Origin of the sequence: Mesorhizobium sp. BR1-1-6 (assembly GCF_020165355.1) — a bacterium.
Classification (GTDB): Bacteria; Pseudomonadota; Alphaproteobacteria; order Rhizobiales; family Rhizobiaceae; genus Mesorhizobium.
This window is the reverse complement of sequence record NZ_JAIUHZ010000021.1, coordinates 1-22,011: the sequence shown is the minus strand read 5'-3', so window position 1 is coordinate 22,011 and position 22,011 is coordinate 1. Positions and strand designations below refer to the sequence as shown.

Here is a 22,011-nt window from a genome sequence, read left to right as displayed (position 1 = left end):
CAGGCCCGGGCATGAGCACCGTCAGCGCTGGATTTCGGCTCATGCGGGCCGGCTGGGTGCTTGTGCGCGAGGGCGTCGTCGCCGCTTTGCCCGGCGAGGAACTGTCCGGCCTGCCGAAATTGGGCTGGCGGCTGGCGCGGCTGTTTACCCGCCGCCGCGCGCTCGCCTATGAGCGCAGCGATCGGCTGGCCAAGGCGGTGGTCCGGCTCGGGCCGTCCTATGTCAAGCTTGGCCAGTTTCTGGCGACACGACCCGATGTCGTCGGCAACGACATGGCGCTCGATCTCGCCATGCTGCAGGACAAGATGCACACCTTCCCGACGGCCGAGGCGGTGGCGGCCATCGAGGGCTCGCTCGGGCGCAAGCTCGGCGACCTCTACACGCGGTTCGGCGACCCGGTCGCCGCGGCCTCCATCGCCCAGGTCCATGCCGCTGAAACCGTCGATGGCGGCGTCGCCAGGAAGGTAGCGGTCAAGGTGATCCGGCCGGGCGTGCGCCGCCGCTTCTTCCAGGATCTCGAAAGCTATTTCCTCGCCGCCCGCCTGCAGGAGAAATACATCCCCTCCTCACGCCGGCTGCGGCCCGTGGAGGTGACCGAGACGCTGGCGCAGACCACCAAGATCGAGATGGACCTGCGCCTCGAGGCGGCCGCGCTTTCGGAACTTGGTCAAAGCACCAGGGAGGATCCGGGCTTTCGCGTCCCTTCCGTCGACTGGGAGCGCACTGGCCGCGACGTGCTGACCATGGAATGGGTCGACGGCATCAAGATGAACGACATCGCCGGACTCGCCGCCGCTGGACACGATCTGAGGGCAATCGCGGCCAACCTCATCCAGTCGTTCTTGCGCCATACGCTGCGCGACGGCTTCTTTCACGCCGACATGCATCCGGGCAACCTGTTCGTCGAGGCTGATGGCACGATCGTCGCGGTCGATCTCGGCATTGCCGGCAGGCTCGGCAAGAAGGAGCGCCGGTTCCTCGCCGAAATCCTCTACGGCTTCATCACGCGCGACTATCTGCGCGTCGCCGAGGTTCATTTCGAGGCCGGCTACGTGCCGCGCCAGCACAATGTCGCGGCCTTCGCCCAGGCGATCCGCGCCATCGGCGAGCCGATCCATGGCCAGCCGGCCGAGACCATTTCCATGGCCAAGCTTCTGACGCTGCTGTTCGAGGTGACCGAACTCTTCGACATGGCGACGCGGCCCGAACTGATCCTCCTGCAGAAAACCATGGTGGTGGTCGAGGGCGTGGCGCGCACGCTCGATCCGGCCTTCAACATGTGGAAGACCGCCGAACCCGTGGTCAGCGGCTGGATATCAGGAAATCTCGGGCCAAGCGGCCTGCTGGCCGACGCCCGCGACGGCGGCAAGGCGATGCTGACGCTGATCCGCCAAGCCCCCGAGTTGGCAGCGCGCACCGAGCGGCTGTCGCGCGAGATCGACCTGATGGCCGAGCATGGCCTGCGCTTCGACGAGGCGACGGCCCGCGCCATCGGAAAGGCCGAAGCGCGCTACAACCGCTCCGGCCGCGTGGCGCTGTGGGTGATAGCCCTGACGCTGGTCTATATAGCCTGGAAGCTGCTCTGAGTGACTGCAATGACAGCAATGCGGTCATTGCAGTCGAAAGACGGGATAGCTATATTGTGCGCAGGAGTGCGACTATGGCCAGGATTACTGTCCGGAATCTGGAAGATCATGTCATGCAGCGATTGCGTGAACGCGGTGCCGCGCGCGGCGTTTCCATGGAGCAGGAGGCGCGGGATGTGCTCGCGGCATCAGTGGGGCTTCCGACCACGAAAGGCTTCGATGGTGGACGCCTGACATTTAAGGACGAGGCCAAGGTTCAACCAATGGCAGGGAGGCAAAGTTAGCCATGGGTACCCTGACCATTCGCAATCTCGACGAGGATTTGAAACAAAGACTGCGCGAGCGGGCTGCCCGTCATGGTGTGTCGATGGAGCAGGAGGCAAGAAGTCTGCTGCTCAAGGAAGTGGCGCCCACCTTCAAAGGTGCCGAGGATTTCGTTACGGCGGAGGAGATCCTCGAATTCGGCCGGGAGCTGCAAAAAGCAGATTTTGATCAGAAGAAAGTCGCTGATGATCTCTGGTCCTTCATGAGCCTCTCCGGCAAGCGCATCCTGCTCATCATCGGCGGCGGCATCGCCGCCTACAAGGCACTCGACCTGATCCGCCGTCTGCGTGAAAGGGGTGCGGCGGTGCGCGTGGTCATGACGTCGGCTGCGCGGGAATTCGTCACCACGCTGTCGGCCGGTGCGCTCTCGGCAGACCATGTCTTTACCGATCTCTTCGATCGCAATGACGAGCACGATGTCGGCCATATCAGGCTATCGCGCGAGGCCGATCTGCTAGTGGTGGCGCCCGCCACCGCCGACCTGATGGCCAAGCTCGCCAACGGCCACGCCAATGATCTTGCCTCCACCGTGCTCCTGGCCACCGACAAGCCGGTGCTGATGGCGCCGGCCATGAACCCCAGAATGTGGGCGCATCCGGCGACGCGGCGCAATCGTGCGGCGCTGCACAAGGATGGCATCACCTTCGTTGGCCCCGCCAAAGGCGAGATGGCCGAGAGCAACGAGGCTGGCGAAGGTCGCATGGCCGAGCCGCTGGAGATCGTCGCCGCCATCGAGGCGCTGCTCGATACCGGATCCAAGCCGCTGGCCGGCAAGAAGATCATCGTCACGTCAGGCCCGACGCACGAGCCGATCGACCCCGTTCGCTACATCGCCAACCGATCGTCGGGAAAGCAGGGCCATGCCATTGCGGCGGCATTGGCCAGGCTCGGCGCCGACGTGAGGCTGGTCTCCGGTCCCGTCAGCATCGCCGATCCGGCTGGTGTGAAGACCATCCATATCGAGCGGGCGCAGGAGATGCGCGATGCCGTGGAACAGCTTCTACCGGCCGATGCGGCGGTATTCGTCGCCGCCGTCGCCGATTGGCGCGCCGACAGCCCGGCCGGCGAGAAGATCAAGAAAGCGCCGGGCGAAGGCCCGCCGGTGCTGCGCATGATCGAGAACCCCGACATCCTTGCGGGCGTCGGGCATCACAAGCAGCGGCCGGCGCTGGTGGTCGGCTTCGCCGCCGAGACGCAGGACCTTTTGCGCAACGCCGAAGCCAAGCTGAGGAAGAAGGGCGCCGACTTCATTGTCGCCAACGACGTGTCGCAGACCAGCGGCGGCGGCCCATCCGGTGTGATGGGCGGCGACCGCAACCGTGTTCGCATCGTCTCGAAGACCGGCGTCGAGGAATGGCCCGAGATGAGCAAGGACGAAGTGGCGACCCGGCTCGCCACCCTGATCGCGGAACGGCTGAAAACGATCGTGGTTTGACGAGCTGGATCGTCGGAATTCCGCAAAAACAAAGGTTTAGCGCGGGCTGGCGATTCTATCGAACGCTGAACGTGTTAGTCGGCAAGAAGCTCCGCGGTCCGTGCAAGCGCACTGCCGAAGCCATTGAGCGGAATGGAGAAGCTAACCGCTTGCCCCGTATCCGCCGCGAAGGCATCGACCTTCAAGGTGGTGCCCGCCTTGAGCACGGGGACGACATTGGCATCGAACGCCACCGGCACCAGGCAGCCGACAGCCTGGCAAGTGTTGAACTGCAGGCTGCCGTCCAGCTTCTGGTCGTCGATCGTCAGGCTGACGCCCTTGGCGAGCGCCAGGCCGAACGGCAAAGCGAGCGTGCCGGTCGCGTCTTCGCCCGTCTTGCTCGACAACTCTATCGCCAGCAGACGCTGGTTGCTTTGCTTGTTGAACTGCTGGTGTGACAGGCTGCATGCCTTGGCCGCGCCCGATATCTGGCAGTTGACCGCCCAGTCGCCGTGGGTTTCGGACAAGGCCGATGCGCCGCCGGGCAGCTGTGGCTGGTTGGCGGCGGGCGCGGCCGCCGCTTTGTCGCCTTTTGTCTGCGCCGCCGTGGCCGGAAGACCGGCGATGCAGGCAGCCGCCAGCATCGCCAGCAGATACGCATGCTTCCTCATAAGGACCCCTTTTGCCCGGCTCCATCCCTGAGCCAGCTGGATGCTGACCCTGAGGACGCACTGTCGGCGTTCTGTTTGACCGTTTCCTCGAAGGCGCCGTTGCATCCGACGGACATGCCGACGCCGTTGACGCCATGGAATTCGAGGCCAGCGTCAACCCGATAGAGCGGTGAATCGACCGCTTCCGTCAAGTGCGATGCGGGCGGCGGGGCAGATTCTCCTCCGCCGCGAAGGGGGCGCGATCACGCGATTTCCTGTTAATCGGCACTCTGGCGTGGCACGAGGGGATAAACGCACTACATGTAGAGTGAATTTTGTTTGTGCGGGAATGAGCAGATGTTGGCGCTTCGGCCATCAACGGTTTTCATGACGGCGGCATTGGCAGCCTCGACGCTGGCGGGCATCTGCCTGCCTGCTTCCGCGCAGGTGCTCATTCCCTCCGTCGACAACAACGCGTTGATCCAGCAGAACGATCTGCAGGCCTTGCAAAACCGTGTCCAGCGGCAGCAGTTTCAGCAACAGCAGCAACAGAATCGGGCTCAGGACCGGGTGATCGTGCAACAGCCGCCGCCCATCGTGCCGCGGGTCAGGCCGAACTGCCAGACCCAGATAATCGGCAACACCGCCGTAAGCACCTGCCGCTGAGGCGGGCTTCCCTTTTATTTAGCCGACTTACATGGTAGGGGCGTTCCGGTGCCCTTGCGGCAGTTTGGGTTTTGCAACGACACCGCGTCACGGTATGGGCACTGCACCGACTGGATTTTACGAATGGCAGCCACCAAGAAAAAGGCCGTGCGCAAGGCCAAGAAGGGCGAGACGATCCGCCAGGTCGCGGCTATCCCTTTTCGGCTGGACCAGCGCGGCGACATCGAGGTGATGCTGGTCACCTCGCGCACCACCAGGCGCTTCATCGTACCCAAGGGCTGGCCGATGAAAGGCAAGAGCGGACGCAAGGCGGCCACCATCGAGGCGCAGGAAGAAGCGGGCGTGCTCGGCAAGACCCTGAAGCAGCCAGCGGGCACCTATTCCTATTGGAAGCGGCTGGCCAACCGGTTCGTGCGCGTCGATGTCATCGTCTATCTGTTGGAAGTAACGCAAGAGCTCGCCGACTGGCAGGAAGCCAAACGGCGGCAACGGGCCTGGCTGGCGCCGGCCGATGCGGCCATGCTCATCGACGAACCCGAACTTTCGACGCTGGTAAGGACCTTGAAGCTTCCCCAGCCGGCACAAATCGGCCCTACGTAAAGGCCTCACGCCCCGGCGCCGTCCTCTTCGGGGAGCGGTCGCACTGGCGTCCCGGCATAGGCCCACAGCCATTCGCGTGGCAGCGGACCTTTGTTCCGCTCGGCTTGCTGGGATTGTTCCCAGGCATGCGCCAGGATGCCGACCGAGCGCGACAGCACGAAAAGCCCCCGCGTTAGCGGTGGCGGAAAGCCGAGCTCGCCGTAAATGACGGCGGTCGCGCCATCGATGTTGAGCGGTATCTTTTTGCCCTTGCGTCGCGCGACCTCCGCCTCGATCGCCTCGGCGATATCGGCGAAGCGGCCATGGATCACGCCGCGCGCGGCAAACTCCCGAGTCAGTTCCATCAGGCGCGGCGCGCGCGGGTCGACCGGATGGAAGCGATGGCCCAGCCCCGGCACGTAGCCCTTTTCCCCGGCAAAGAATCGATCAAGCCGCCCCGAGACAGCCTCTTTCAGCGTCGTGCCGCCATCGAGCGCCGCGGCAATGTCGCCATAGAAGGCAAGCGCCTGCTCGCCGGCGCCGCCATGGACGTCGCCAAGCACGTTGATGGCCGAAGCCATGGCGCTGTTGATGCCGACACCGCAGGTCGCCGCCATGCGGGCGATAGCGATCGACGGCGCCTGCGGCCCGTGGTCGACTGCGGCGCCCAGCGCAATGCCGAGCAGCGCGGCCTGTTCCTCGCTGGGCAATTCGCCGCGCAGCATCAGCCAGATGACAGCCGGGAAGCTGACGCGGCCGATCAGGTCCTGGATTTCATAGCCGCGCAGCCGGATGACGCCCGGCCGCATTTCAATAATGCCGGTCTGCCACCACTCCTCTGCACGCTCGCGGCCCGTCTTTTGCTCACTCATATCGTCTTTTGCTCGTTCATGTGAGTGCCTTTGTCTTCGCTCGCGGCGACAGGCCGGCGAAAACCTCGTCCATGTGCTCGCCCAGGGCCGGTGGCGGGGAGGCCGGCAATGGAGCCGTGCCATCGACCATGAAGCCGCCGCGCAGAACCGTCAGCGGTCTCTCCATGTCAGCCACGCCGTCGAAAGCCCTGGTCATCTGGCGCTCCAGCACCTGCGGTTCGGCCAGCACTTGCGGGATCGTCAGCACCCTGCCCGCCGGCACCCCGGCGCGGTTCAGTTTTTCTTCCCACGCAGCCGCCGGGCCATTCGCCAGGGCCCCCTCGATCTCGATCTTCAGCGCCGCACGGTTCCGCTTGCGCGTCTCGCGCTCGGCAAAGCGTGGATCCGACGCCAGCTCCGGCCGTTCGATAAGCCGGCAAAGCGTTACGAACTGCTCCTGCTTGTTGGCGGCGATGTTGAGCAGACCGTCGCCGGTGCGAAAGGCGCCCGACGGTGCCGCCGTCATGTTCTCATTGCCCATCGGCTTGGGATCGACCCCGGCCGTCAGATAGTTGGAAACCGGCCAGCCAAGCGCCGACAATGTGCATTCAAGCATCGACACGTCGAGAAAAGCACCCTCGCCGCTCGTCTTCTGCCTTACCAGCGCCGAGACGATGGCGAAGGCCCCGACCAGTCCGCCCAGCGTGTCGGCGACGGGATAGCCGACCCGCAAGGGTGCCGTCTCCGGCGTGCCGGTGATGCTCATAATGCCCGAAAGGCCCTGGATGATCTGGTCATAGGCCGGATTGTCGCGCATCGGCCCGGTCTGGCCAAAGCCCGATATCGCGCAGTAGACAAGGCTGGGGCGAACCGCCTTCAGCGCCTCGTAACCGAGGCCAAGCCGGTCCATGACGCCGGGGCGGAAGTTTTCCACCAGCGCATCGGCGCTGGCGACCAGGTCGAGGAAGCGTTCGCGCTCGGCTTCCTTCTTGAGGTCGAGCACGACGGAGCGTTTGCCGGCATTCTGAGCCAGGAACGAAGCTCCCATGCCGGCCTGGTTGAGTTCCGGCGAACCGCCGAGCTGTCGCGCCAGGTCGCCGCCTTGCGGCGCCTCGACCTTGATGACGTCGGCGCCGAGCAGCGCCAACTGGTAGGCGCAGTAGGGCCCGGCCAGGACGTTGGTCAGGTCGAGCACGCGAATGCCGGAAAGCAGGTCTGTCATGTCACTTCAAATCGATCAGGCATCGCCCGGCACATGCTCCGGCCCCCGCAATCGGCGGCGTTCGATGTAGGCCCAGATATGCGGCCCGACCAGGCCGATGAAGGCCAGCGTCAGCAGGGTCAGCGACAGCGGGTGCTTGTAGAACACCGACCAGTCGCCGTTCGAGATCGTCATGGCGCGGCGGAATTGAGTTTCGGCGAGCGGTCCCAGGATCATGCCGATGATGACGGGCGCGGTCGGGAAATCGAAGCGCCGCATCAGGAAGCCGGCAGCACCCAGGAGATAGAGGATGGCGAGGTCGATCGGCGACTGCGAAATGCCGTAGGTGCCGACGGTGGCGAAAACCAGGATGCCGGCATAGAGCTGCGGCGCCGGGATCTTCAGCAGCCGCACCCAAAGCCCGATCAGCGGCAGATTGAGGATGACGAGAATGACGTTGGCGATGAACAGGCTGGCGATCAGTCCCCAGACCAGGTTGCCTTGTGTCGTCAGAAGCAGCGGGCCTGGATTGATGCCGTAGCTCTGGAAGGCCGAAAGCATGATTGCCGCCGTCGCCGAGGTCGGCAGCCCGAGCGTCAGCATCGGCACCAGCACGCCGGCGGCCGAGGCATTGTTGGCGGCCTCCGGACCGGCTACCCCCTCGATGGCGCCAACCGTGCCGAATTCCTGCTTGTGCTTCGAAAGCTTCTTTTCGATGGCATAGGACAGGAAGGTCGGGATCTCGGCGCCGCCGGCCGGCATGGCGCCGATCGGGAAGCCGATCGCGGCGCCGCGCAACCAGGGCTTCCACGAGCGCCTCCATTCGGCCGCCGTCATATAGAGCGAGCCCTTCAGCGGCACGATCTCGTCCTTGCCAGCATAACGGCGCGAGGCCATGTAGAGCGTCTCACCGACGGCGAACAGGCCGACGGCGGCGATGATGACGTCGACGCCGTCGAGCAGTTCGGTCATGCCGAAGGTGAAGCGCGGCTGGCCGGTCTGCAGGTCGACCCCGATCATGCCGATAACAAAGCCGGCGAACAGGCTGGTCAAGCCGCGCACCGAGGACGAGCCCAGCACCGCCGAAACCGTGATGAAGGCCAGCACCATCAGCGAGAAATATTCGGCCGGGCCGAAGGCCAGCGCGAACCTGACCACGATAGGCGCCAGGAAGGCGACGCCCAGCGTGCCGAGAGTGCCGGCGACGAAGGAGCCGATCGCCGAGGTGGCAAGTGCGGCGCCGCCGCGCCCGGACCGGGCCATCTTGTTGCCTTCCAGCGCGGTGACGATGGTAGCGCTTTCGCCTGGCGTGTTGAGCAGGATCGAGGTCGTCGAGCCGCCATACATGGCCCCGTAATAGATGCCGGCAAACAGGATGAAGGAGGCCTCCGGCGCAACCTGGTAGGTGATCGGCAGAAGCAGCGCGATGGTCAGCGCCGGTCCGAGGCCGGGCAGCACGCCGATGGCGGTGCCAAGCGTGGTGCCGAGCAGGCACCACAGAAGGTTGACCGGAGTGAAGGCGACGGCGAAACCGTGTGCCAGATGGCCTAGCGTTTCCATGGCGTCAGCCCCTCAGCGTGCTGGTGAACGCATCGATCACCGTATTCAGCTGGTTCTCGATGAAACCGGCGCCGATATTGACGCCGAGCGCCCTGGCGAAGCCGAAATAGGCGGCCAGCGCCAGCACGAGGCCAGTGAGCGCATCGCGCAGCGTATGCCGGCTGCCGAAGCCGTAGCAGACCAGAACGAACATGATGACGGATGCCGCGGTAAAGCCGAGCGGCTGGATCAGGAGCAGGTTGGTGACAAGGCCGATGACGACGAAGCCCATCGCCTTCCAGTCGGTCGGCGTCTCCTTTTCCTCTTCCGGCTGCCAGCCGCCGCGCAGTGCGGCGACGATGAGCAAGAGCGAAAGAACCACCAGGCCGAACATGGTGAGGTAGGGAAAGACGGTCGGGCCGACCTTGGAGTAGAGCGGCGACACCGGGATCGCCAAGGTCTGCCAGGCGACCGCCCCGGCACAGGCCAGAAGCCCGATGCCGATCAGCAGTTCGGGTACGGCAAGGCGCGAGGACGCAGCCTGCTGGTCGCTGGTGCTCATGAATGTCCTCCCAAGACAGCCGGCGTCTCACAGCCGGCTTTTATCCTATCTTCATCCCCGGTGGATCGCATGTCCATGCGAACGGCGGGAGGAAAAAGGGCGGACCATGGACCCGCCCCCTTCAGGGAAATCAGGCGAGCCCGAGATCCTTGAGGATGGCTTCGATGCGAGCCGTATCCTCGGCAAGGAACTTCGCATAGTCGTCGCCGGTGAGCAGGATGGGCGTCCAGTTGCGGTTCTTGCATTCCGTGGCCCAGGCATCGCTCTTGGCCATGGTCTCGACCAGCGTGATCATCGCCGCCTTATCGGTATCGGAGACGCCGGGGGGTGCGAAGACGCCGCGCCAGTTGAACAGTTCGACGTCGATGCCGGCTTCCTTCAGCGTTGGCGCATCGATGCCCTCCTGCCGCTTGTCGGCGGAAATGGCGAGCAGCCTGAGCGCCCCGGCCTTGACCTGTTCGGAGAACTCGCCAAAGCCGGAAATGCCCGCCGCCACCTGGTTGCCGAGCAGCGCTGACAGCGCCTCGCCGCCGCCCGCGAACGGCACGTAGGACAGGTTTGTCGCCGGCACGCCCGCCGTCTTGGCGATCAGGCCGAACAGGATATGGTCCGAACCGCCGGCCGAGCCGCCGGCGACGGGAACCTTCGTCGGATCCTCTTTAAGCGCGGCGACGAAGTCGGCGGCCGTCTTGAACGGCGAGGCCGCCGGCACCACCAGCGCTTCGAACTCGCCGGTGAGCCGGGCGATCGGCGTGACCTGCGTCAAATTATTGGCAGCCTTGTTGGCGATGATGGCGCCGACCATGACCATGCCGCCAACCATCAGCGAATTGCCCTTGCCGTTCCATTGACTGATGAATTGCGGCAGCCCGACCGTGCCGCCGGCGCCGCCGACATTGGTGATCTGCGAGCCGGAGATCAGCTTCTCGCTGCGCAGCACCTGGTCCATCGTGCGCGCGGTCTGGTCCCAGCCGCCACCGGGCGCCGCCGGCACGAAAATCTGTATCTGCGGCGTGCCTTGGGCAAGAGCGGGAGAAAGACGCGACGCCACCAGCCCGGCGGCCCCCGCGGCAGCGGTGCTCATCAAAAATTTGCGTCTGTTCAGCATGGGATTCCTCCAAATCACGACACCTCCTCCGGTGCCCGCCAAAAACGCGCCTGAAACCAGACCCGTGCTTGAGTTCAAGCAGACTTTACCGCGTTCCGTCAACAGGAACGATATTCTGCTGGACAGAATGCTTGAGCTGCGCGACACAATCGCGCCGCTCGACCTTTGTTCGACTGGGAACCAATGAATTCGGCAGGCAAACCAGCTGGCATCGAAATCCGGAGCGCGTCAGCCGACGGTGTTGCCGCGCTTGACCGGGCCATTGCCATCCTCGATGCATTCACCACGGCGGACCGCTCGCTCAGCCTTTCCGAGATCGCGGCCCGAACCGGCCTCTATAAGAGCACCATTCTGCGCCTGGCCAATTCGCTTTTGCGCGGACAATTGCTCGAACGCCTGGACGACGGACGCTACCGCATCGGGCCGGCCAGCTTCCGGCTCGGCGCGCTCTATCAGCGGTCGGTCGTGGCGGTCGACATCCTGCTGCCGATCATGCGCGATCTCTGCGAGCTAAGCTGGGAAAGCGTTGCGTTCTATGTCCGGTCGGGAGACGTGCGCACCTGTCTCTATCGCGTCGAGTCCAAGCATCCTATCCGCTATACGATCCGCGAGGGTGACGTCCTGCCGTTGCTGGTGGGCTCCGGCGGGCGTGTGCTGGCGGCGTTTTCCGGACAGCCGGGCGAACCGTACGAAACCATCCGCAAGACCTGCAACTGCCTCGCCATCGGCGACCGCGACCCGCAGACGGCGGGCGTCTCGGCGCCGGTGTTCGGGCCTGGGCGGGTTCTGCTCGGCGCCTTGACCCTGGCCGGCCCGAGCACACGCGTCGACGCGGCCTTCCTGCGGCGCATGCGGCGGCCGCTGCTCGAGGCGGCGGCCCGTGCCACCCGCGCCTTCGGCGAGGATGCCTCGATGCTCGATGAAGCGGCTCGCGAAGCCGCGGTGCAAACGGATAATGCCAGTCCCGGCGCGGTTATCAGGAGCAGACGGCGTTCTCGGATCATTTCGACGCCCTTGCGGAACGACCGCTAATGCATGCCGCCCAAAGGGACCTCGGCTTTGGGAGAACGACGTAAAACAAGAAAGCTAAGCGCAGCGCATGAATCCGTTTCGACGCCGCGCGCTTTAGGCACTTGGCGAGTGCTCAGGCCAACCGCTCCAGCAGGATGGTCGGGGTTTCGTGATAGATGGTCCGCGCCACCTCCCGGTAGCCGCACTTCGTCGCCACGTTCAAGGAAGCGGTGTTTTCGGGGTCGATGATGCAGACGGTTTTGCCACGTCCGAAGGTCTCGTCGCCCCAGCCAAGCACGCGGCTGACGATCTCGGTGGCGAGGCCGGCGCCGTGGGCGGCCGGAGCGAGCGCCCACCCGGCCTCCGGAATGCCCTCTATCGGCGGCTCCATATCGCGCTTGAGGTCGTGAAACCCGGCCTCACCGACGAAACGGCCCGTCGCCTTGTCCTCGATCGCCCAGAAACCGTAGCCGAGCAGCGACCAGAGCCCGGCGTGACGCAGGAAGCGCATCCAGCTCTCTTCCCGCGTGCGCGGCCTGCCGCCGATGAAGCGGGTGACGACCGGATCGGCCCACATGGCGACATAGGCGTCGAAATCCTCCAGCCGGTGCGCTCGCAGGATGGCGCGCGTCGTTTCGATAATCGGAACGCCGCTTGTGTCGTGATGGTTCATGGGTCGCCCTCGCTCAAACCTGCAAAGCACCTAGCAAATCACCGGCCGCGAGCAAGGGCCAGGCCGGCGCGGATCATCTTCCAGACAGACGGCGCGCGCTTGGCGTGTCTCGATCCAGCCGGGACAGTCGTTCCTCCGATGGTCCGGCCGCGCCTCATGGGCCGCCAGCCAGAACGGTTGCGGATATCAGCACTTTGCCATTTGAGTACGATTGCAATCTGTTAGCCTGCCCTAGTTGTATCCGTGCAGCCGGTGTCGAGGAGAACTCCGCGCGGCGGTTGAAGATTTAAGCTCTGGGAGGAAATCACGATGAGAAGATTTGTCGCCGCTCTGGCTGCCGCCGTGGCGGTCATGCTTTATCCCGTCGCCGCAGGCGCGCAAACCTATCCCGAACGCACCATCACCGTCGTGGTGCCGTTTGCGGCCGGCGGCCCGACCGACACGGTCACGCGTCTTGTCGCGGAAGCCATGTCCAAGGATCTCGGCCAGCAGGTCATCGTCGAGAATGTCGGCGGCGCCGGTGGCACGCTGGGCGCTGGCCGCGTCGCGAAGGCCGAGCCGGACGGTTACACCCTGCTCCTCCATCACATCGGCATGGCCACCAGTGCCACACTCTACCGAAAGCTCGCCTACGACACGCTGAACGCCTTCGAATATGTCGGCCTCGTCACCGAGGTGCCAATGACCATCGTTGGCCGAAAGGACCTCGAGCCGGCCGATTTGAAGGGATTGGTCGAGTACGCCAAGGCCAACAAGGATAGCGTCACCGTAGCCAATGCCGGCATAGGTGCTGCCTCGCATCTCTGCGGCATGCTGTTCATGAGCGCTATCAAGACGCCGCTGGTCACCGTCCCCTACAAGGGCACCGGCCCGGCCATGACCGATCTCCTCGGCGGCCAGGTCGACATCATGTGCGACCAGACGACCAACACCACCAAGCAGATCCAGGGCGGCACGATCAAGGCTTACGCCGTCACCTCGCCGGAGCGCCTCGATGTGCTGCCCGATGTCCCGACGACGACGGAAGCCGGCCTTCCCGACGTGCAGGTCAGCATCTGGCACGGTCTTTATGCCCCCAAGGGCACTCCGGCGGAGATCACCGAACGGCTGTCGAAATCCCTGCAGGTCGCGCTGAAGGACGAGAACGTCGCCGCCCGCTTCGCCGAGCTCGGCACCAGGCCGTCGCCGCAGGCCGACGCGACGCCGGCCGCGCTGAAGGCCAAGCTGGAAAACGAGATCGCGCGCTGGAAGCCGATCATCGAAGCCGCCGGCCAATACGCCGACTGAGTTTTGAACGGGGCGCCGCCGGCGCCCCGTTTTCGCTTCGGTATCGTCGCGCGCCCGCAGCTTGGGAGGAATGTCATGAAGGCTTTCGCAATCGACAGGACGAACGGCATATGCGCTGCGCTGTTCATCGTTTTCGGCGCATTTTTCGCGTTGCAGTCGCTCGGCCTGGAAATCGGCACCGCCTTCCGCATGGGGCCGGGCTATTTCCCGCTGGTGCTGGCGATCGTGCTGATCCTGCTTGGCCTCGTCATCCTCTTCCAGGCGGTGCGATTCGAGGGCGATCCGATCGGCTACATTGCGTGGCGTGGCTCGCTGTTCATCCTTCCCGCTCCGATCTTCTTCGGCCTGACGGTGCGCGGCCTTGGCTTCATTCCGTCAATCTTCCTGACGGCGCTGATCGCATCGTTCGCCAGCGGCCGCATGAAACCGCTGACCGCGTTCGTGCTGTCGGCTGGCCTGACCCTGTTTGCATTTTTCGTCTTCAGCTACGCACTCGGCCTTCCGTTCCGACGCTTTGGCCCATGGCTGCCATTGTGAGGAGATGAGCATGGAGCTCCTCGACAATCTGGCGCTCGGCTTTTCGACCGCTTCATCGCTGACGAACCTTGGTTTCTGCCTGATCGGCGTCCTTCTTGGCACGCTGATCGGCGTCCTGCCTGGAATTGGCGCCACCGCGACCATCGCCATGCTCTTGCCGATCACCTTTCAGATCGGCGACCCGGTTTCCTCCCTCATCATGCTCGCCGGCATCTATTACGGTGCGCAATATGGCGGCTCGACCACGGCCATTCTCATCAACATGCCCGGCGAATCGTCCTCGGCCGTCACGGCGATCGACGGCTATCAGATGGCCAGGAACGGCCGCGCCGGCGCGGCACTCGCGATCGCGGCGATCGGTTCGTTCTTCGCCGGCACGGTGTCGACCTTCCTCGTCGCCATCTTCGCCCCGCCGCTGACCTCGATCGCGCTGGAGTTCGGCGCGGCCGAATATTTTTCGCTGATGGTCGTCGGCCTCGTCTCGTCGGTCGCGCTTGCGCACGGTTCGATCGTCAAGGCGCTGGCGATGGTCGTGCTCGGTCTGTTGCTCGGCATTGTCGGCACCGATATCTACACCGGCACGCCGCGCTTCACGCTCGGCATCCCCGAATATGCCGACGGGCTGAATTTCGTCGCCGTGGCGGTCGGCGTCTTCGGCATTGCCGAGATCCTGCGCAACCTCGAGAACGAGCATGAGCGCTCGGTGATGATCCGAAAGGTTTCAGGGCTCATGCCCACCCGCGACGACTTCAGGCGCATGGCGGCGCCCATCGTGCGCGGAACGATCATTGGTTCAGCGCTCGGCATCCTGCCGGGAGGCGGCGCGATCCTTGCGGCCTTTGCCTCCTACACGGTCGAGAAGCGCGTATCGAAAAACCCGGAAGAATTCGGCAAGGGCGCGATCGCAGGCGTCGCCGGGCCGGAATCGGCCAACAATGCCGGCGCGCAGACCTCCTTCATCCCCATGCTGACGCTCGGCATTCCAGCCAATCCGGTCATGGCGCTGATGATCGGCGCGATGATCATCCAGGGCATCGTGCCCGGCCCGAATGTCGCGACCGAACAGCCGGCGCTTTTCTGGGGCATTATCGCCTCCATGTGGATCGGCAACCTGATGCTGATCGTCCTGAACCTGCCGCTGATCGGGCTCTGGGTGAAGCTGCTCACCATCCCCTATTACGTGCTTTTCCCGATCATCATGGCGTTCTGCTCGATCGGCGTTTACAGCGTCAACACCAATGTCTACGACCTCTACGCCGTCGCCTTTTTCGGCTTCCTCGGCTATCTCCTGACCAAACTGCGCTGCGAACCCGCGCCCCTGCTGCTCGGCTTTGTGCTTGGCCCCCTGCTTGAGGAAAATCTCCGCCGGGCCATGATTCTGTCGCGTGGCGATCCCAGCGCCTTCGTGACGAGACCGATCAGCGCCGGCCTGCTCCTCATCGCGCTCGCCGTGCTCGTCATCGTCTTCCTGCCCGCGGTCAAGAAGAAGCGCGAAGAGGTGTTTGTGGAGGAGAGTTAACTTATTGAATTCCGCTCGCTTCCTCGAGCGGAGCGATCTCGACCAGCGGCGCCGGCACGCTGGTCGTCTTTTCCTGCGCCTTGCAGAGGTCGGCGATGACGCAGGCCGGGCAATCCGGCTTGCGCGCCTTGCAGACGTAGCGGCCATGCAGGATCAGCCAGTGATGCGCGTGGCGCATATATTCGTCGGGAATGATCTTCAACAGCCCCTGCTCGACCTGGTCGGGCGTCTTGCCGGGCGCCAGTCCTATGCGGTTGCCGATGCGGAAGATGTGCGTGTCGACGGCCATCGTGTGCTGGCCGAAGGCCATGTTGAGCACGACATTGGCGGTCTTGCGCCCGACCCCCGGCAATTTGACCAGTTCGTCCCGGCTGTCCGGCACCTCGCCACCATGATCGCGAATCAATGCCTGCGACAGCGCGATGACGTTCTTGGCCTTGTTGCGCCACAGACCGATGGTCCTGATATAGTCGCCGACCCTGGCCTCACCCAGATCCAGCATTTTGCGCGGCGTATCGGCGATCTTGAACAGCGCCCGCGTCGCCTTGTTGACGCCGGCGTCGGTCGCCTGCGCCGACAGCACGACGGCCACCAGCAGGGTGAAGGGATTTACATGTTGGAGCTCGCCCTTCGGCTCCGGCCGCTGGACGGCAAAGCGCCGGAAAATCTCGTGCACCTCCGCCGGACTGTAGAGCGTTCTGGATCGGGCCGGCCTGGGGCTCGGCTTGGCGTTCGAGCCGTCGCGCCGTCCAGGCAGTGGCTTCTTTTCGGATTGTGCGGGTACTTTGGACTTGGGGCTTGCCATTTCCTTCCTATAATATCCAGATATGAACGACACAAACGCCTCGTTCCAGGCAGACGAACCCTTCTTCAGCGCCTTGCTGACCCCGCACCGGTCGCTGGGCAAGACCGGCTTCGCCGTGCTGATGGGCGCGCTGCTGTTCGGCTGGCTGGTGACCGGGGCTTTTTTCCTGTCGCGCGGCGCCTGGCCGGTTTTCGGCTTCTTCGGTCTGGACGTTGTCGCCGTCTACATTGCCTTCCGCATGAACTACCGTGCCGGCCGCGCCCGCGAGGAGGTGTCGATCTCGCGCACCAGCCTCGATATCCGCAAGACCGCGCCGTCGGGAAAATCGGAAGCGCACCGCTTCAACCCGTTCTGGGCGCGCTTTTCGGTCGCCCGTCACGCCGAAATCGGCATCACCCGGATGGCGGTCGAGGCGCAGGGACAAAACGTGGCGATCGGCGGCTTTCTCGACCCCGATTCCCGCGAAAGCTTCGCCACCGCCTTTTCACGTGCGCTCGCCACCGCCAAGGCGCGCTAGCCGAACAGCTGCGTCCGGACCGCGTCGAACAAGGGTACGACGTTTCAGAAGCGATAGCGCAAAAGCCTGCCGATCTTGCGCAGTGCAGGAATGTATTTCCAAAGCCGAACGAACAGCTGCGCGGACCAGCCCATGCGGGCGGCGTGTTCAGGTCCATAGGCCGGAATGTCTTCGATGAATCGCAGCTTCGGGACAGCCAGTTCCAGTTCGCGCGGATCCTCGATCGCCCAGTGGACCTCGGCGCCTGTCGCCCTGATCGCCGGATTGAGGCGCAGCAGCTTCAGGCCGAAACCGCTGTAAGCGTCGAAGATCAGGTCGCCGCCGGCAAGATGTATGACCAGGCGCGAGAACAGGCGGAACCCTTCCTCGGCCGGAAGATAGGGCGTCAGCCCCTCCGCCACCACGATGGCCGGTCGGTTGCGGGGCACTTCAGCCAGCCAGTCCGGCTCTGTTACCGACGAAGCGATGAGGCGATAGCGGTCGCGCGGCGGGTAAAGCTTGCGCCTGAGTTCAATGACTTCCGGATAGTCGACATCGAACCAGTCGACGCCTGGTAGCGGATTGACCCGGAAGATGCGCGTGTCGAGCCCGCACCCCAGATGCAGCACGATGGCATCAGGATTTCTGGCCAGAAACTCCTCGACGCGGACGTCCAGCGTCTTTGCCCTGATCGCCAGGCCGATGCCGAGATTGCTGTCGACCTTGAGTCTTGAGAAATCATAGTCGATCTTACGCACCGCCTCGTCGGCGAAACGATCCCCAAGCAGCGAATGGGGCATCCGGCTTTCCAGCGCCTTGCCGTAGAGCGTCATCAGCAAGGTTTCTTTCGCGCCGGCGAGATTTACCTTTTCACCCGCCATGGCGACTCCTGGGCTCGAAACCAGAGTTTATCTGGGTATGCGCCGCAAGAAGGCAAGTTTCGGGTGGCGATCGGCGCCCCAAGGGCTGATATTCCGGCTCAAGGAGAATTCCCATGAGCACCCAGACAGCAGTCCTCAAGAAGGACATCACGCCCGAAGGCAACGACTACGAAATCGTGCGCCGCGCCATCGAGAAGATCAGCCTCGACTATCGCGATCAGCCTTCCCTCGAGGAGCTTGCAGAGGAGGTCGGCGAGACGCCGACCGGCCTGCAGAAGCTGTTCACACGCTGGGCCGGCCTTTCGCCCAAGGCTTTCCTGCAGGCGGTGACGCTGGACCATGCCCGCAGGCTGCTCGATTCCGGCATGCCGCTGCTTGAAACATCGTTCGAGCTCGGCATGTCCGGCCCCGGCCGGCTGCACGACCTGTTCGTCACCCATGAGGCGATGTCGCCGGGCGACTACAAGACGCGCGGCGCCGGGCTCACCATCCGCTATGGCTATCATACCTCGCCATTCGGCACCGCCCTGATCATGGCCACCGACCGAGGGCTTGCAGGCCTCGCCTTCAGCGATCCGGGCGAGGAGCGCGCTGCTTTCGCGGATATGTCCAGCCGCTGGCCGAATGCCGTCTATGTCGAGGACATGGCCGCGACCGGTCCCTACGCCGCGCGCATCTTCGACCCGACGCTGTGGCGCCCGGACCAGCCGCTGCATGTCGTGATGATCGGCACCGACTTCCAGGTTCGCGTCTGGGAGGCCTTGCTCCAGATTCCGATGGGCAAGGCTCGCACCTATTCCTCGATCGCCGCCAGCATCGGCGCGCCGAGCGCCAGCCGCGCCGTCGGCGCCGCCAACGGCGCCAACCCGCTCTCCTTCGTGGTGCCTTGCCACCGCGCCATCGGTAAATCCGGCGACCTCACCGGCTACCACTGGGGCCTGACCCGCAAGCGCGCCATTCTGGGCTGGGAGGCGGGACAGGTCACCTCTTGAAATCGGGAACGCCGGCGACCTGCCGCCGGCATTGTCACGTGGAAAACGACGACGCCCCGATGACTCGCATGACGCGGCACCGCGGCGCTTGCCATATCGGCATGCACTGGAAAGCAACGATCTTACAGGATAGCTTCCCGCTCATTCATGAGGAGGCATTCCTTGATCATCGTCGTCGGCTCGATCAATCTCGACCTTATCGCCAATGTCGACCGCTTGCCGAGCCCTGGCGAGACGGTGAGCGGCTCCGGTTTCGCCACCGCGCCCGGCGGCAAGGGCGCCAACCAGGCGTTGGCCGCCGCGCGCGCCGGCGAAAAGGTGCGCATGGTGGGAGCCGTCGGCAAGGATAGTTTCGCCGGCGAGGCCCTGGCGCTGCTGCGCCAGGCCAAGGTGGATCTGTCTGGCGTGGCCGAAACTTTTGCCTCGACGGGCACCGCGCTGATCATGGTCGGCGACGATGGCAAGAACATTATCGCCGTGGTGCCGGGTGCAAACGCCTCGGTGCTGCCCGGCGACCTGTCCAAGGCCTTCCCCGGAAAAGGCGATGTCGTGCTCCTGCAACACGAGATCCCGCTTGCGACCGTCGAAGCCGCGCTCGATCAGGCAAGCGCGGCCGGTGCCGTCACCGTGCTCAACACCGCACCCTTCCATCGCGACGCGGCCGGTTTGCTCGACAAGGCCGACTACGTCGTCGCCAACGAGACCGAGTTCGACCTCTATGGCGAGGTGCTGTCGCTGAGCGGGCGCGACCGCGCGGCACGGATGCGCGACTTTGCCGGGAAAACCGGCCGCACCATCGTCGTCACGCTCGGCGGCGACGGCGTGATGGCGGCGACGCCGACCGATTCCCTGACGGTTCCCGCATTGAAGATCACCCCGGTCGATACGGTTGGTGCAGGCGACACCTTTTGCGGCTATTTCGCCGCCGGCCTGTCGTCGGGCCTGCCCCTCGAACAGGCGCTCGCCCGGGCCGGCGCGGCCGGCTCGCTGGCATGCCTGAAGCCGGGCGCCCAGCCGGCCATCCCGTTGGCCGCCGATGTCGACCAGGCACTCCTGAAATCCCGCTGAGACGACCAGAATGCGCCCCCAGACAAAGCATGCCGCGCCACCGACCGGCGACATCTGCCGCCTGTCCGCCGTCGAGCTGGCCGACGCGATCCGGCAAAGGAAACTTTCGGTACGTGAGGTCGTGACGGCATTCCTCGACCGCGTCGAAGCCGTCAACCCGCTCGTCAACGCCATCGTTTCCTTGCGCGATCGTAGCGATATCCTGCGCGAGGCCGACGCAGCCGATGCCCGTCCGGACCGGGCCGGTGCGCTCTTCGGCCTGCCGATCGCGGTCAAGGATCTCGCAATGACCCGCGGCCTGCGCACCTCCTTCGGCTCGCCGATCTTCGCCGATTTCGTGCCGCAGGAGGACGATTTCTTCGTCGAGCGCATGCGCAAGGCCGGCGCCATCATCATCGGCAAGACCAACGTTCCCGAATTCGGCCTCGGCTCCAACACCTACAATCCCGTGTTCGGCCCGACGCTGAACGCCTTTGATCCAGATTTGAGCGCCGGCGGCTCGAGCGGCGGCGCCGCGGTGGCGCTGGCGCTGGACATGGTGCCCGTCGCCGACGGCAGCGACTTCGGCGGCTCGTTGCGCAATCCAGCCGCCTGGAACAATGTCTATGGTTTCCGGCCATCGCAGGGGCTCGTCCCCGGCGGCCCGGACGTCGAGGTCTTTCATGCCCAGATGGGCGTCGATGGGCCGATGGGTCGCAATGTCGGCGACATGGCGCTGCTGCTCGACGTGCAGGCGGGCCATCATCCGCGCGCACCCTTGTCCTATGAGAAACAAGGCTCCTTCCTCGAAGGCCTGCATATGCCCGCCAAAGGCGGCCGTGTCGCCTGGCTCGGCGATCTGGGCGGGCATTTGCCCATGGAGCCCGGCATCCTCGAGCTCTGCCAGGCCGCGCTCGACCGCTTCGGGGAGGCCTCGTTCAAGGCCGAGGCACTGGTGCCGGATTTTGATTTCGAGGCCTTGTGGCAGGCCTTCGTGACGTTGCGCCAGGCAAGCAGCGGCTGCGCGCTGAAAGTGCATTATGACGATCCTGCCAGGCGCGCCCTGTTGAAGCCCGAAGCCGTCTGGGAGGTGGAGAACGCGCAACTCCTGACGGCGCCTCGGATTCGCGCCGCCTCGGTCGTCCGGACGTCCTGGTACCGGACGCTGCTGTCGCTGTTCGACCGCTTCGACCTGATTGCATTGCCGACCGCGCAAGTCTTTCCGTTCGACGTCGGCACCCATTGGCCGCGCGAGATCGCCGGCCGGCCGATGGACAGCTATCACCGCTGGATGCAGGTTTCGGCGCCCGCCACCATGGGCGGCTGCCCGGCCGTCAGCGTGCCGGTCGGCTTCGACGCCAGAGGCCGGCCGATGGGCATGCAACTGATCGGCCGGCCGCGTGGCGACATGGCTGTGCTGAAGGCGGCGGCGGCCTATGAGACGACACTGCCGTGGCCGTCCGGCGCCTGAATCCGGTGCATCTGCGTATCGCGCGGCTCCATGTGCCGGCTTGCACCGGCATCGCCGCCATGCATTGATTGTGGCGCCGCACAGGCGGCATTCTGCCCGAGGGAAAAATCATGTCGCTGGAACTCTATGCCGCCTATGTCCTTGCGTGCGTCGTCATCATCCTGGTGCCAGGGCCGACGGTCACGCTGATCATCGCCAACAGCATCCGTCATGGCGCCCGCGCCGGCTTGGCCAATGTCGCCGGCACGCAGGCCGGCCTGGCGGTCATGATCGCCATCGTCGGCATCGGCCTTAACACGCTGATATCGGGCATGGGGCACTGGTTCGAATGGGTGCGGCTGATCGGTGCCGCCTATCTGATCTGGATGGGCGTGCAGATGTTCCGGTCCAAGGGCAAGCTGAACGCCGACGGAACGGTGCGGAAGCCGCGCGGCGGCTTTTTCCTGCAGGGCCTGCTGGTGGCGCTCAGCAACCCGAAGACGCTGATTTTCTTCGGCGCCTTCTTTCCGCAATTCATCGCGCCGCAAGGCAATTATTCGCTGCAGATCGTCGTCATGGGCCTCACCGCCATGATCTTCGCCGCCATGTCGGATTCGACTTATGCGCTGGCCGCCGGCCGCGCCGGTCGCATCCTGTCCGCTCGCCGCGTCAAGCTCCTGTCCAGGATCAGCGGCAGCTTCATGGTCGGCGGCGGCCTGTGGCTGGCGTTTTCGCGGTCGAAGTAAGCACCGCCGCCTTTCCTTCCCACTTGTGGGGGAGGGTGGATCGGCGCGCAGCGCCGAGACGGTTGTGGGGGCGTGACGGAGTGAGGC

At 64.7% G+C, this 22,011-nt stretch carries 23 protein-coding genes; 14 read left to right on the top strand and 9 right to left on the bottom strand.

The window, feature by feature from the left end:
- Window positions 1-11: 11 nt before the first annotated feature.
- From ubiB to coaBC, 3 genes are all read left to right on the top strand, one after another.
- Window positions 12-1,586 (top strand): 2-polyprenylphenol 6-hydroxylase, encoded by a 1,575-nt coding sequence (gene ubiB, locus LB545_RS26365; protein ID WP_140496372.1) that lies wholly within the window; start codon window positions 12-14, stop codon window positions 1,584-1,586.
- Between the two features lie 74 nt (window positions 1,587-1,660).
- On the top strand, window positions 1,661-1,870 hold the full coding sequence (locus LB545_RS26360; protein ID WP_140496375.1) for a FitA-like ribbon-helix-helix domain-containing protein: 210 nt from the start codon (window positions 1,661-1,663) through the stop codon (window positions 1,868-1,870).
- Window positions 1,871-1,872: 2 nt separating this feature from the next.
- Window positions 1,873-3,345 (top strand): bifunctional phosphopantothenoylcysteine decarboxylase/phosphopantothenate--cysteine ligase CoaBC, encoded by a 1,473-nt coding sequence (gene coaBC / locus LB545_RS26355; protein ID WP_224706062.1) that lies wholly within the window; start codon window positions 1,873-1,875, stop codon window positions 3,343-3,345.
- Window positions 3,346-3,419: 74 nt separating this feature from the next.
- On the opposite strand, the gene LB545_RS26350 is transcribed toward coaBC, so the two are convergent.
- Window positions 3,420-3,995, bottom strand: a complete 576-nt coding sequence (locus LB545_RS26350) for an invasion associated locus B family protein (protein ID WP_140513739.1) — start codon at window positions 3,993-3,995, stop codon at window positions 3,420-3,422.
- Window positions 3,996-4,331: 336 nt separating this feature from the next.
- On the opposite strand from LB545_RS26350, the gene LB545_RS26345 reads away from it, so the two are divergent.
- A complete protein-coding gene (locus tag LB545_RS26345) occupies window positions 4,332-4,640 on the top strand; it encodes a hypothetical protein (protein WP_140513740.1) in 309 nt (102 codons plus the stop codon).
- 123 nt (window positions 4,641-4,763) lie between these two features.
- Window positions 4,764-5,240: an NUDIX hydrolase gene (locus LB545_RS26340; protein ID WP_140496381.1), complete on the top strand. Its 477-nt coding sequence runs from the start codon at window positions 4,764-4,766 to the stop codon at window positions 5,238-5,240.
- Window positions 5,241-5,245: 5 nt separating this feature from the next.
- Here LB545_RS26340 and LB545_RS26335 read toward each other — a convergent pair whose 3' ends face one another.
- The 5 genes from LB545_RS26335 to LB545_RS26315 all read right to left on the bottom strand — a co-directional run bounded on the left by LB545_RS26335 (window position 5,246) and on the right by LB545_RS26315 (window position 10,480).
- Window positions 5,246-6,091, bottom strand: a complete 846-nt coding sequence (locus LB545_RS26335; RefSeq protein ID WP_140560259.1) for a citryl-CoA lyase — start codon at window positions 6,089-6,091, stop codon at window positions 5,246-5,248.
- A 16-nt stretch (window positions 6,092-6,107) separates the two neighbouring features.
- Window positions 6,108-7,292: a CaiB/BaiF CoA transferase family protein gene (locus LB545_RS26330; protein WP_140522488.1), complete on the bottom strand. Its 1,185-nt coding sequence runs from the start codon at window positions 7,290-7,292 to the stop codon at window positions 6,108-6,110.
- Between the two features lie 15 nt (window positions 7,293-7,307).
- Window positions 7,308-8,831: a tripartite tricarboxylate transporter permease gene (locus LB545_RS26325; protein WP_140556474.1), complete on the bottom strand. Its 1,524-nt coding sequence runs from the start codon at window positions 8,829-8,831 to the stop codon at window positions 7,308-7,310.
- Window positions 8,832-8,835: 4 nt separating this feature from the next.
- On the bottom strand, window positions 8,836-9,372 hold the full coding sequence (locus tag LB545_RS26320; RefSeq protein WP_140522492.1) for a tripartite tricarboxylate transporter TctB family protein: 537 nt from the start codon (window positions 9,370-9,372) through the stop codon (window positions 8,836-8,838).
- 130 nt (window positions 9,373-9,502) lie between these two features.
- Entirely contained in the window at window positions 9,503-10,480 is a 978-nt protein-coding gene (locus LB545_RS26315; protein ID WP_140496391.1) for a Bug family tripartite tricarboxylate transporter substrate binding protein, read from the bottom strand.
- A gap of 183 nt (window positions 10,481-10,663) precedes the next feature.
- Here LB545_RS26315 and LB545_RS26310 point away from each other — a divergent pair, with 183 nt between their 5' ends.
- Entirely contained in the window at window positions 10,664-11,512 is an 849-nt protein-coding gene (locus tag LB545_RS26310; protein ID WP_224680568.1) for an IclR family transcriptional regulator, read from the top strand.
- A 112-nt stretch (window positions 11,513-11,624) separates the two neighbouring features.
- Here LB545_RS26310 and LB545_RS26305 read toward each other — a convergent pair whose 3' ends face one another.
- Entirely contained in the window at window positions 11,625-12,164 is a 540-nt protein-coding gene (locus LB545_RS26305) for a GNAT family N-acetyltransferase (RefSeq protein ID WP_140560257.1), read from the bottom strand.
- A gap of 309 nt (window positions 12,165-12,473) precedes the next feature.
- Between LB545_RS26305 and LB545_RS26300 the strand changes: the two genes are divergently transcribed.
- From LB545_RS26300 to LB545_RS26290, 3 genes are all read left to right on the top strand, one after another.
- Complete coding sequence (locus tag LB545_RS26300; protein ID WP_140513748.1) at window positions 12,474-13,451, top strand: tripartite tricarboxylate transporter substrate-binding protein; 978 nt, start codon at window positions 12,474-12,476, stop codon at window positions 13,449-13,451.
- A gap of 75 nt (window positions 13,452-13,526) precedes the next feature.
- Window positions 13,527-13,988 (top strand): tripartite tricarboxylate transporter TctB family protein, encoded by a 462-nt coding sequence (locus LB545_RS26295; RefSeq protein ID WP_140513749.1) that lies wholly within the window; start codon window positions 13,527-13,529, stop codon window positions 13,986-13,988.
- A gap of 10 nt (window positions 13,989-13,998) precedes the next feature.
- The gene (locus tag LB545_RS26290) at window positions 13,999-15,507 is read left to right on the top strand and encodes a tripartite tricarboxylate transporter permease (protein ID WP_140513750.1); all 1,509 of its coding nucleotides are present in this window, start codon (window positions 13,999-14,001) and stop codon (window positions 15,505-15,507) included.
- A 1-nt stretch (window position 15,508) separates the two neighbouring features.
- Here the strand turns inward: LB545_RS26290 and nth are convergent, their stop codons facing one another.
- Complete coding sequence (gene nth, locus LB545_RS26285; protein WP_224681356.1) at window positions 15,509-16,312, bottom strand: endonuclease III; 804 nt, start codon at window positions 16,310-16,312, stop codon at window positions 15,509-15,511.
- A gap of 22 nt (window positions 16,313-16,334) precedes the next feature.
- Here nth and LB545_RS26280 point away from each other — a divergent pair, with 22 nt between their 5' ends.
- Entirely contained in the window at window positions 16,335-16,829 is a 495-nt protein-coding gene (locus LB545_RS26280; RefSeq protein ID WP_140897262.1) for a DUF2244 domain-containing protein, read from the top strand.
- A gap of 44 nt (window positions 16,830-16,873) precedes the next feature.
- Here LB545_RS26280 and LB545_RS26275 read toward each other — a convergent pair whose 3' ends face one another.
- On the bottom strand, window positions 16,874-17,689 hold the full coding sequence (locus LB545_RS26275; RefSeq protein WP_140632955.1) for a class I SAM-dependent methyltransferase: 816 nt from the start codon (window positions 17,687-17,689) through the stop codon (window positions 16,874-16,876).
- Window positions 17,690-17,802: 113 nt separating this feature from the next.
- Here LB545_RS26275 and LB545_RS26270 point away from each other — a divergent pair, with 113 nt between their 5' ends.
- The 4 genes from LB545_RS26270 to LB545_RS26255 all read left to right on the top strand — a co-directional run bounded on the left by LB545_RS26270 (window position 17,803) and on the right by LB545_RS26255 (window position 21,924).
- On the top strand, window positions 17,803-18,681 hold the full coding sequence (locus LB545_RS26270; protein ID WP_140549513.1) for a methylated-DNA--[protein]-cysteine S-methyltransferase: 879 nt from the start codon (window positions 17,803-17,805) through the stop codon (window positions 18,679-18,681).
- A 162-nt stretch (window positions 18,682-18,843) separates the two neighbouring features.
- On the top strand, window positions 18,844-19,749 hold the full coding sequence (locus LB545_RS26265; protein ID WP_224706061.1) for a ribokinase: 906 nt from the start codon (window positions 18,844-18,846) through the stop codon (window positions 19,747-19,749).
- Between the two features lie 10 nt (window positions 19,750-19,759).
- Window positions 19,760-21,199 carry an amidase gene (locus tag LB545_RS26260; protein ID WP_140672254.1) on the top strand — a complete coding sequence of 480 codons (1,440 nt, stop codon included), beginning with the start codon at window positions 19,760-19,762 and terminating at the stop codon, window positions 21,197-21,199.
- 110 nt (window positions 21,200-21,309) lie between these two features.
- A complete protein-coding gene (locus LB545_RS26255; RefSeq protein ID WP_140897260.1) occupies window positions 21,310-21,924 on the top strand; it encodes a LysE family translocator in 615 nt (204 codons plus the stop codon).
- Window positions 21,925-22,011: the final 87 nt, after the last annotated feature.

Bases quoted from the DNA above. Each gene is read 5' to 3' on its own strand.
- coaBC (WP_224706062.1), top strand. From the start codon at position 1,873: ATGGGTACCCTGACCATTCGCAATCTCGACGAGGATTTGAAACAAAGA.
- LB545_RS26335 (WP_140560259.1), bottom strand. From the start codon at position 6,091: ATGAGTGAGCAAAAGACGGGCCGCGAGCGTGCAGAGGAGTGGTGGCAG.
- LB545_RS26275 (WP_140632955.1), bottom strand. From the start codon at position 17,689: ATGGCGGGTGAAAAGGTAAATCTCGCCGGCGCGAAAGAAACCTTGCTG.
- LB545_RS26260 (WP_140672254.1), top strand. From the start codon at position 19,760: ATGCGCCCCCAGACAAAGCATGCCGCGCCACCGACCGGCGACATCTGC.
- LB545_RS26300 (WP_140513748.1), top strand. From the start codon at position 12,474: ATGAGAAGATTTGTCGCCGCTCTGGCTGCCGCCGTGGCGGTCATGCTT.
- LB545_RS26290 (WP_140513750.1), top strand. From the start codon at position 13,999: ATGGAGCTCCTCGACAATCTGGCGCTCGGCTTTTCGACCGCTTCATCG.
- LB545_RS26310 (WP_224680568.1), top strand. From the start codon at position 10,664: ATGAATTCGGCAGGCAAACCAGCTGGCATCGAAATCCGGAGCGCGTCA.
- ubiB (WP_140496372.1), top strand. From the start codon at position 12: ATGAGCACCGTCAGCGCTGGATTTCGGCTCATGCGGGCCGGCTGGGTG.
- LB545_RS26305 (WP_140560257.1), bottom strand. From the start codon at position 12,164: ATGAACCATCACGACACAAGCGGCGTTCCGATTATCGAAACGACGCGC.
- LB545_RS26280 (WP_140897262.1), top strand. From the start codon at position 16,335: ATGAACGACACAAACGCCTCGTTCCAGGCAGACGAACCCTTCTTCAGC.
- LB545_RS26325 (WP_140556474.1), bottom strand. From the start codon at position 8,831: ATGGAAACGCTAGGCCATCTGGCACACGGTTTCGCCGTCGCCTTCACT.
- LB545_RS26350 (WP_140513739.1), bottom strand. From the start codon at position 3,995: ATGAGGAAGCATGCGTATCTGCTGGCGATGCTGGCGGCTGCCTGCATC.
- LB545_RS26330 (WP_140522488.1), bottom strand. From the start codon at position 7,292: ATGACAGACCTGCTTTCCGGCATTCGCGTGCTCGACCTGACCAACGTC.
- nth (WP_224681356.1), bottom strand. From the start codon at position 16,312: ATGGCAAGCCCCAAGTCCAAAGTACCCGCACAATCCGAAAAGAAGCCA.
- LB545_RS26360 (WP_140496375.1), top strand. From the start codon at position 1,661: ATGGCCAGGATTACTGTCCGGAATCTGGAAGATCATGTCATGCAGCGA.
- LB545_RS26270 (WP_140549513.1), top strand. From the start codon at position 17,803: ATGAGCACCCAGACAGCAGTCCTCAAGAAGGACATCACGCCCGAAGGC.
- LB545_RS26345 (WP_140513740.1), top strand. From the start codon at position 4,332: ATGTTGGCGCTTCGGCCATCAACGGTTTTCATGACGGCGGCATTGGCA.
- LB545_RS26340 (WP_140496381.1), top strand. From the start codon at position 4,764: ATGGCAGCCACCAAGAAAAAGGCCGTGCGCAAGGCCAAGAAGGGCGAG.
- LB545_RS26295 (WP_140513749.1), top strand. From the start codon at position 13,527: ATGAAGGCTTTCGCAATCGACAGGACGAACGGCATATGCGCTGCGCTG.
- LB545_RS26320 (WP_140522492.1), bottom strand. From the start codon at position 9,372: ATGAGCACCAGCGACCAGCAGGCTGCGTCCTCGCGCCTTGCCGTACCC.
- LB545_RS26255 (WP_140897260.1), top strand. From the start codon at position 21,310: ATGTCGCTGGAACTCTATGCCGCCTATGTCCTTGCGTGCGTCGTCATC.
- LB545_RS26315 (WP_140496391.1), bottom strand. From the start codon at position 10,480: ATGCTGAACAGACGCAAATTTTTGATGAGCACCGCTGCCGCGGGGGCC.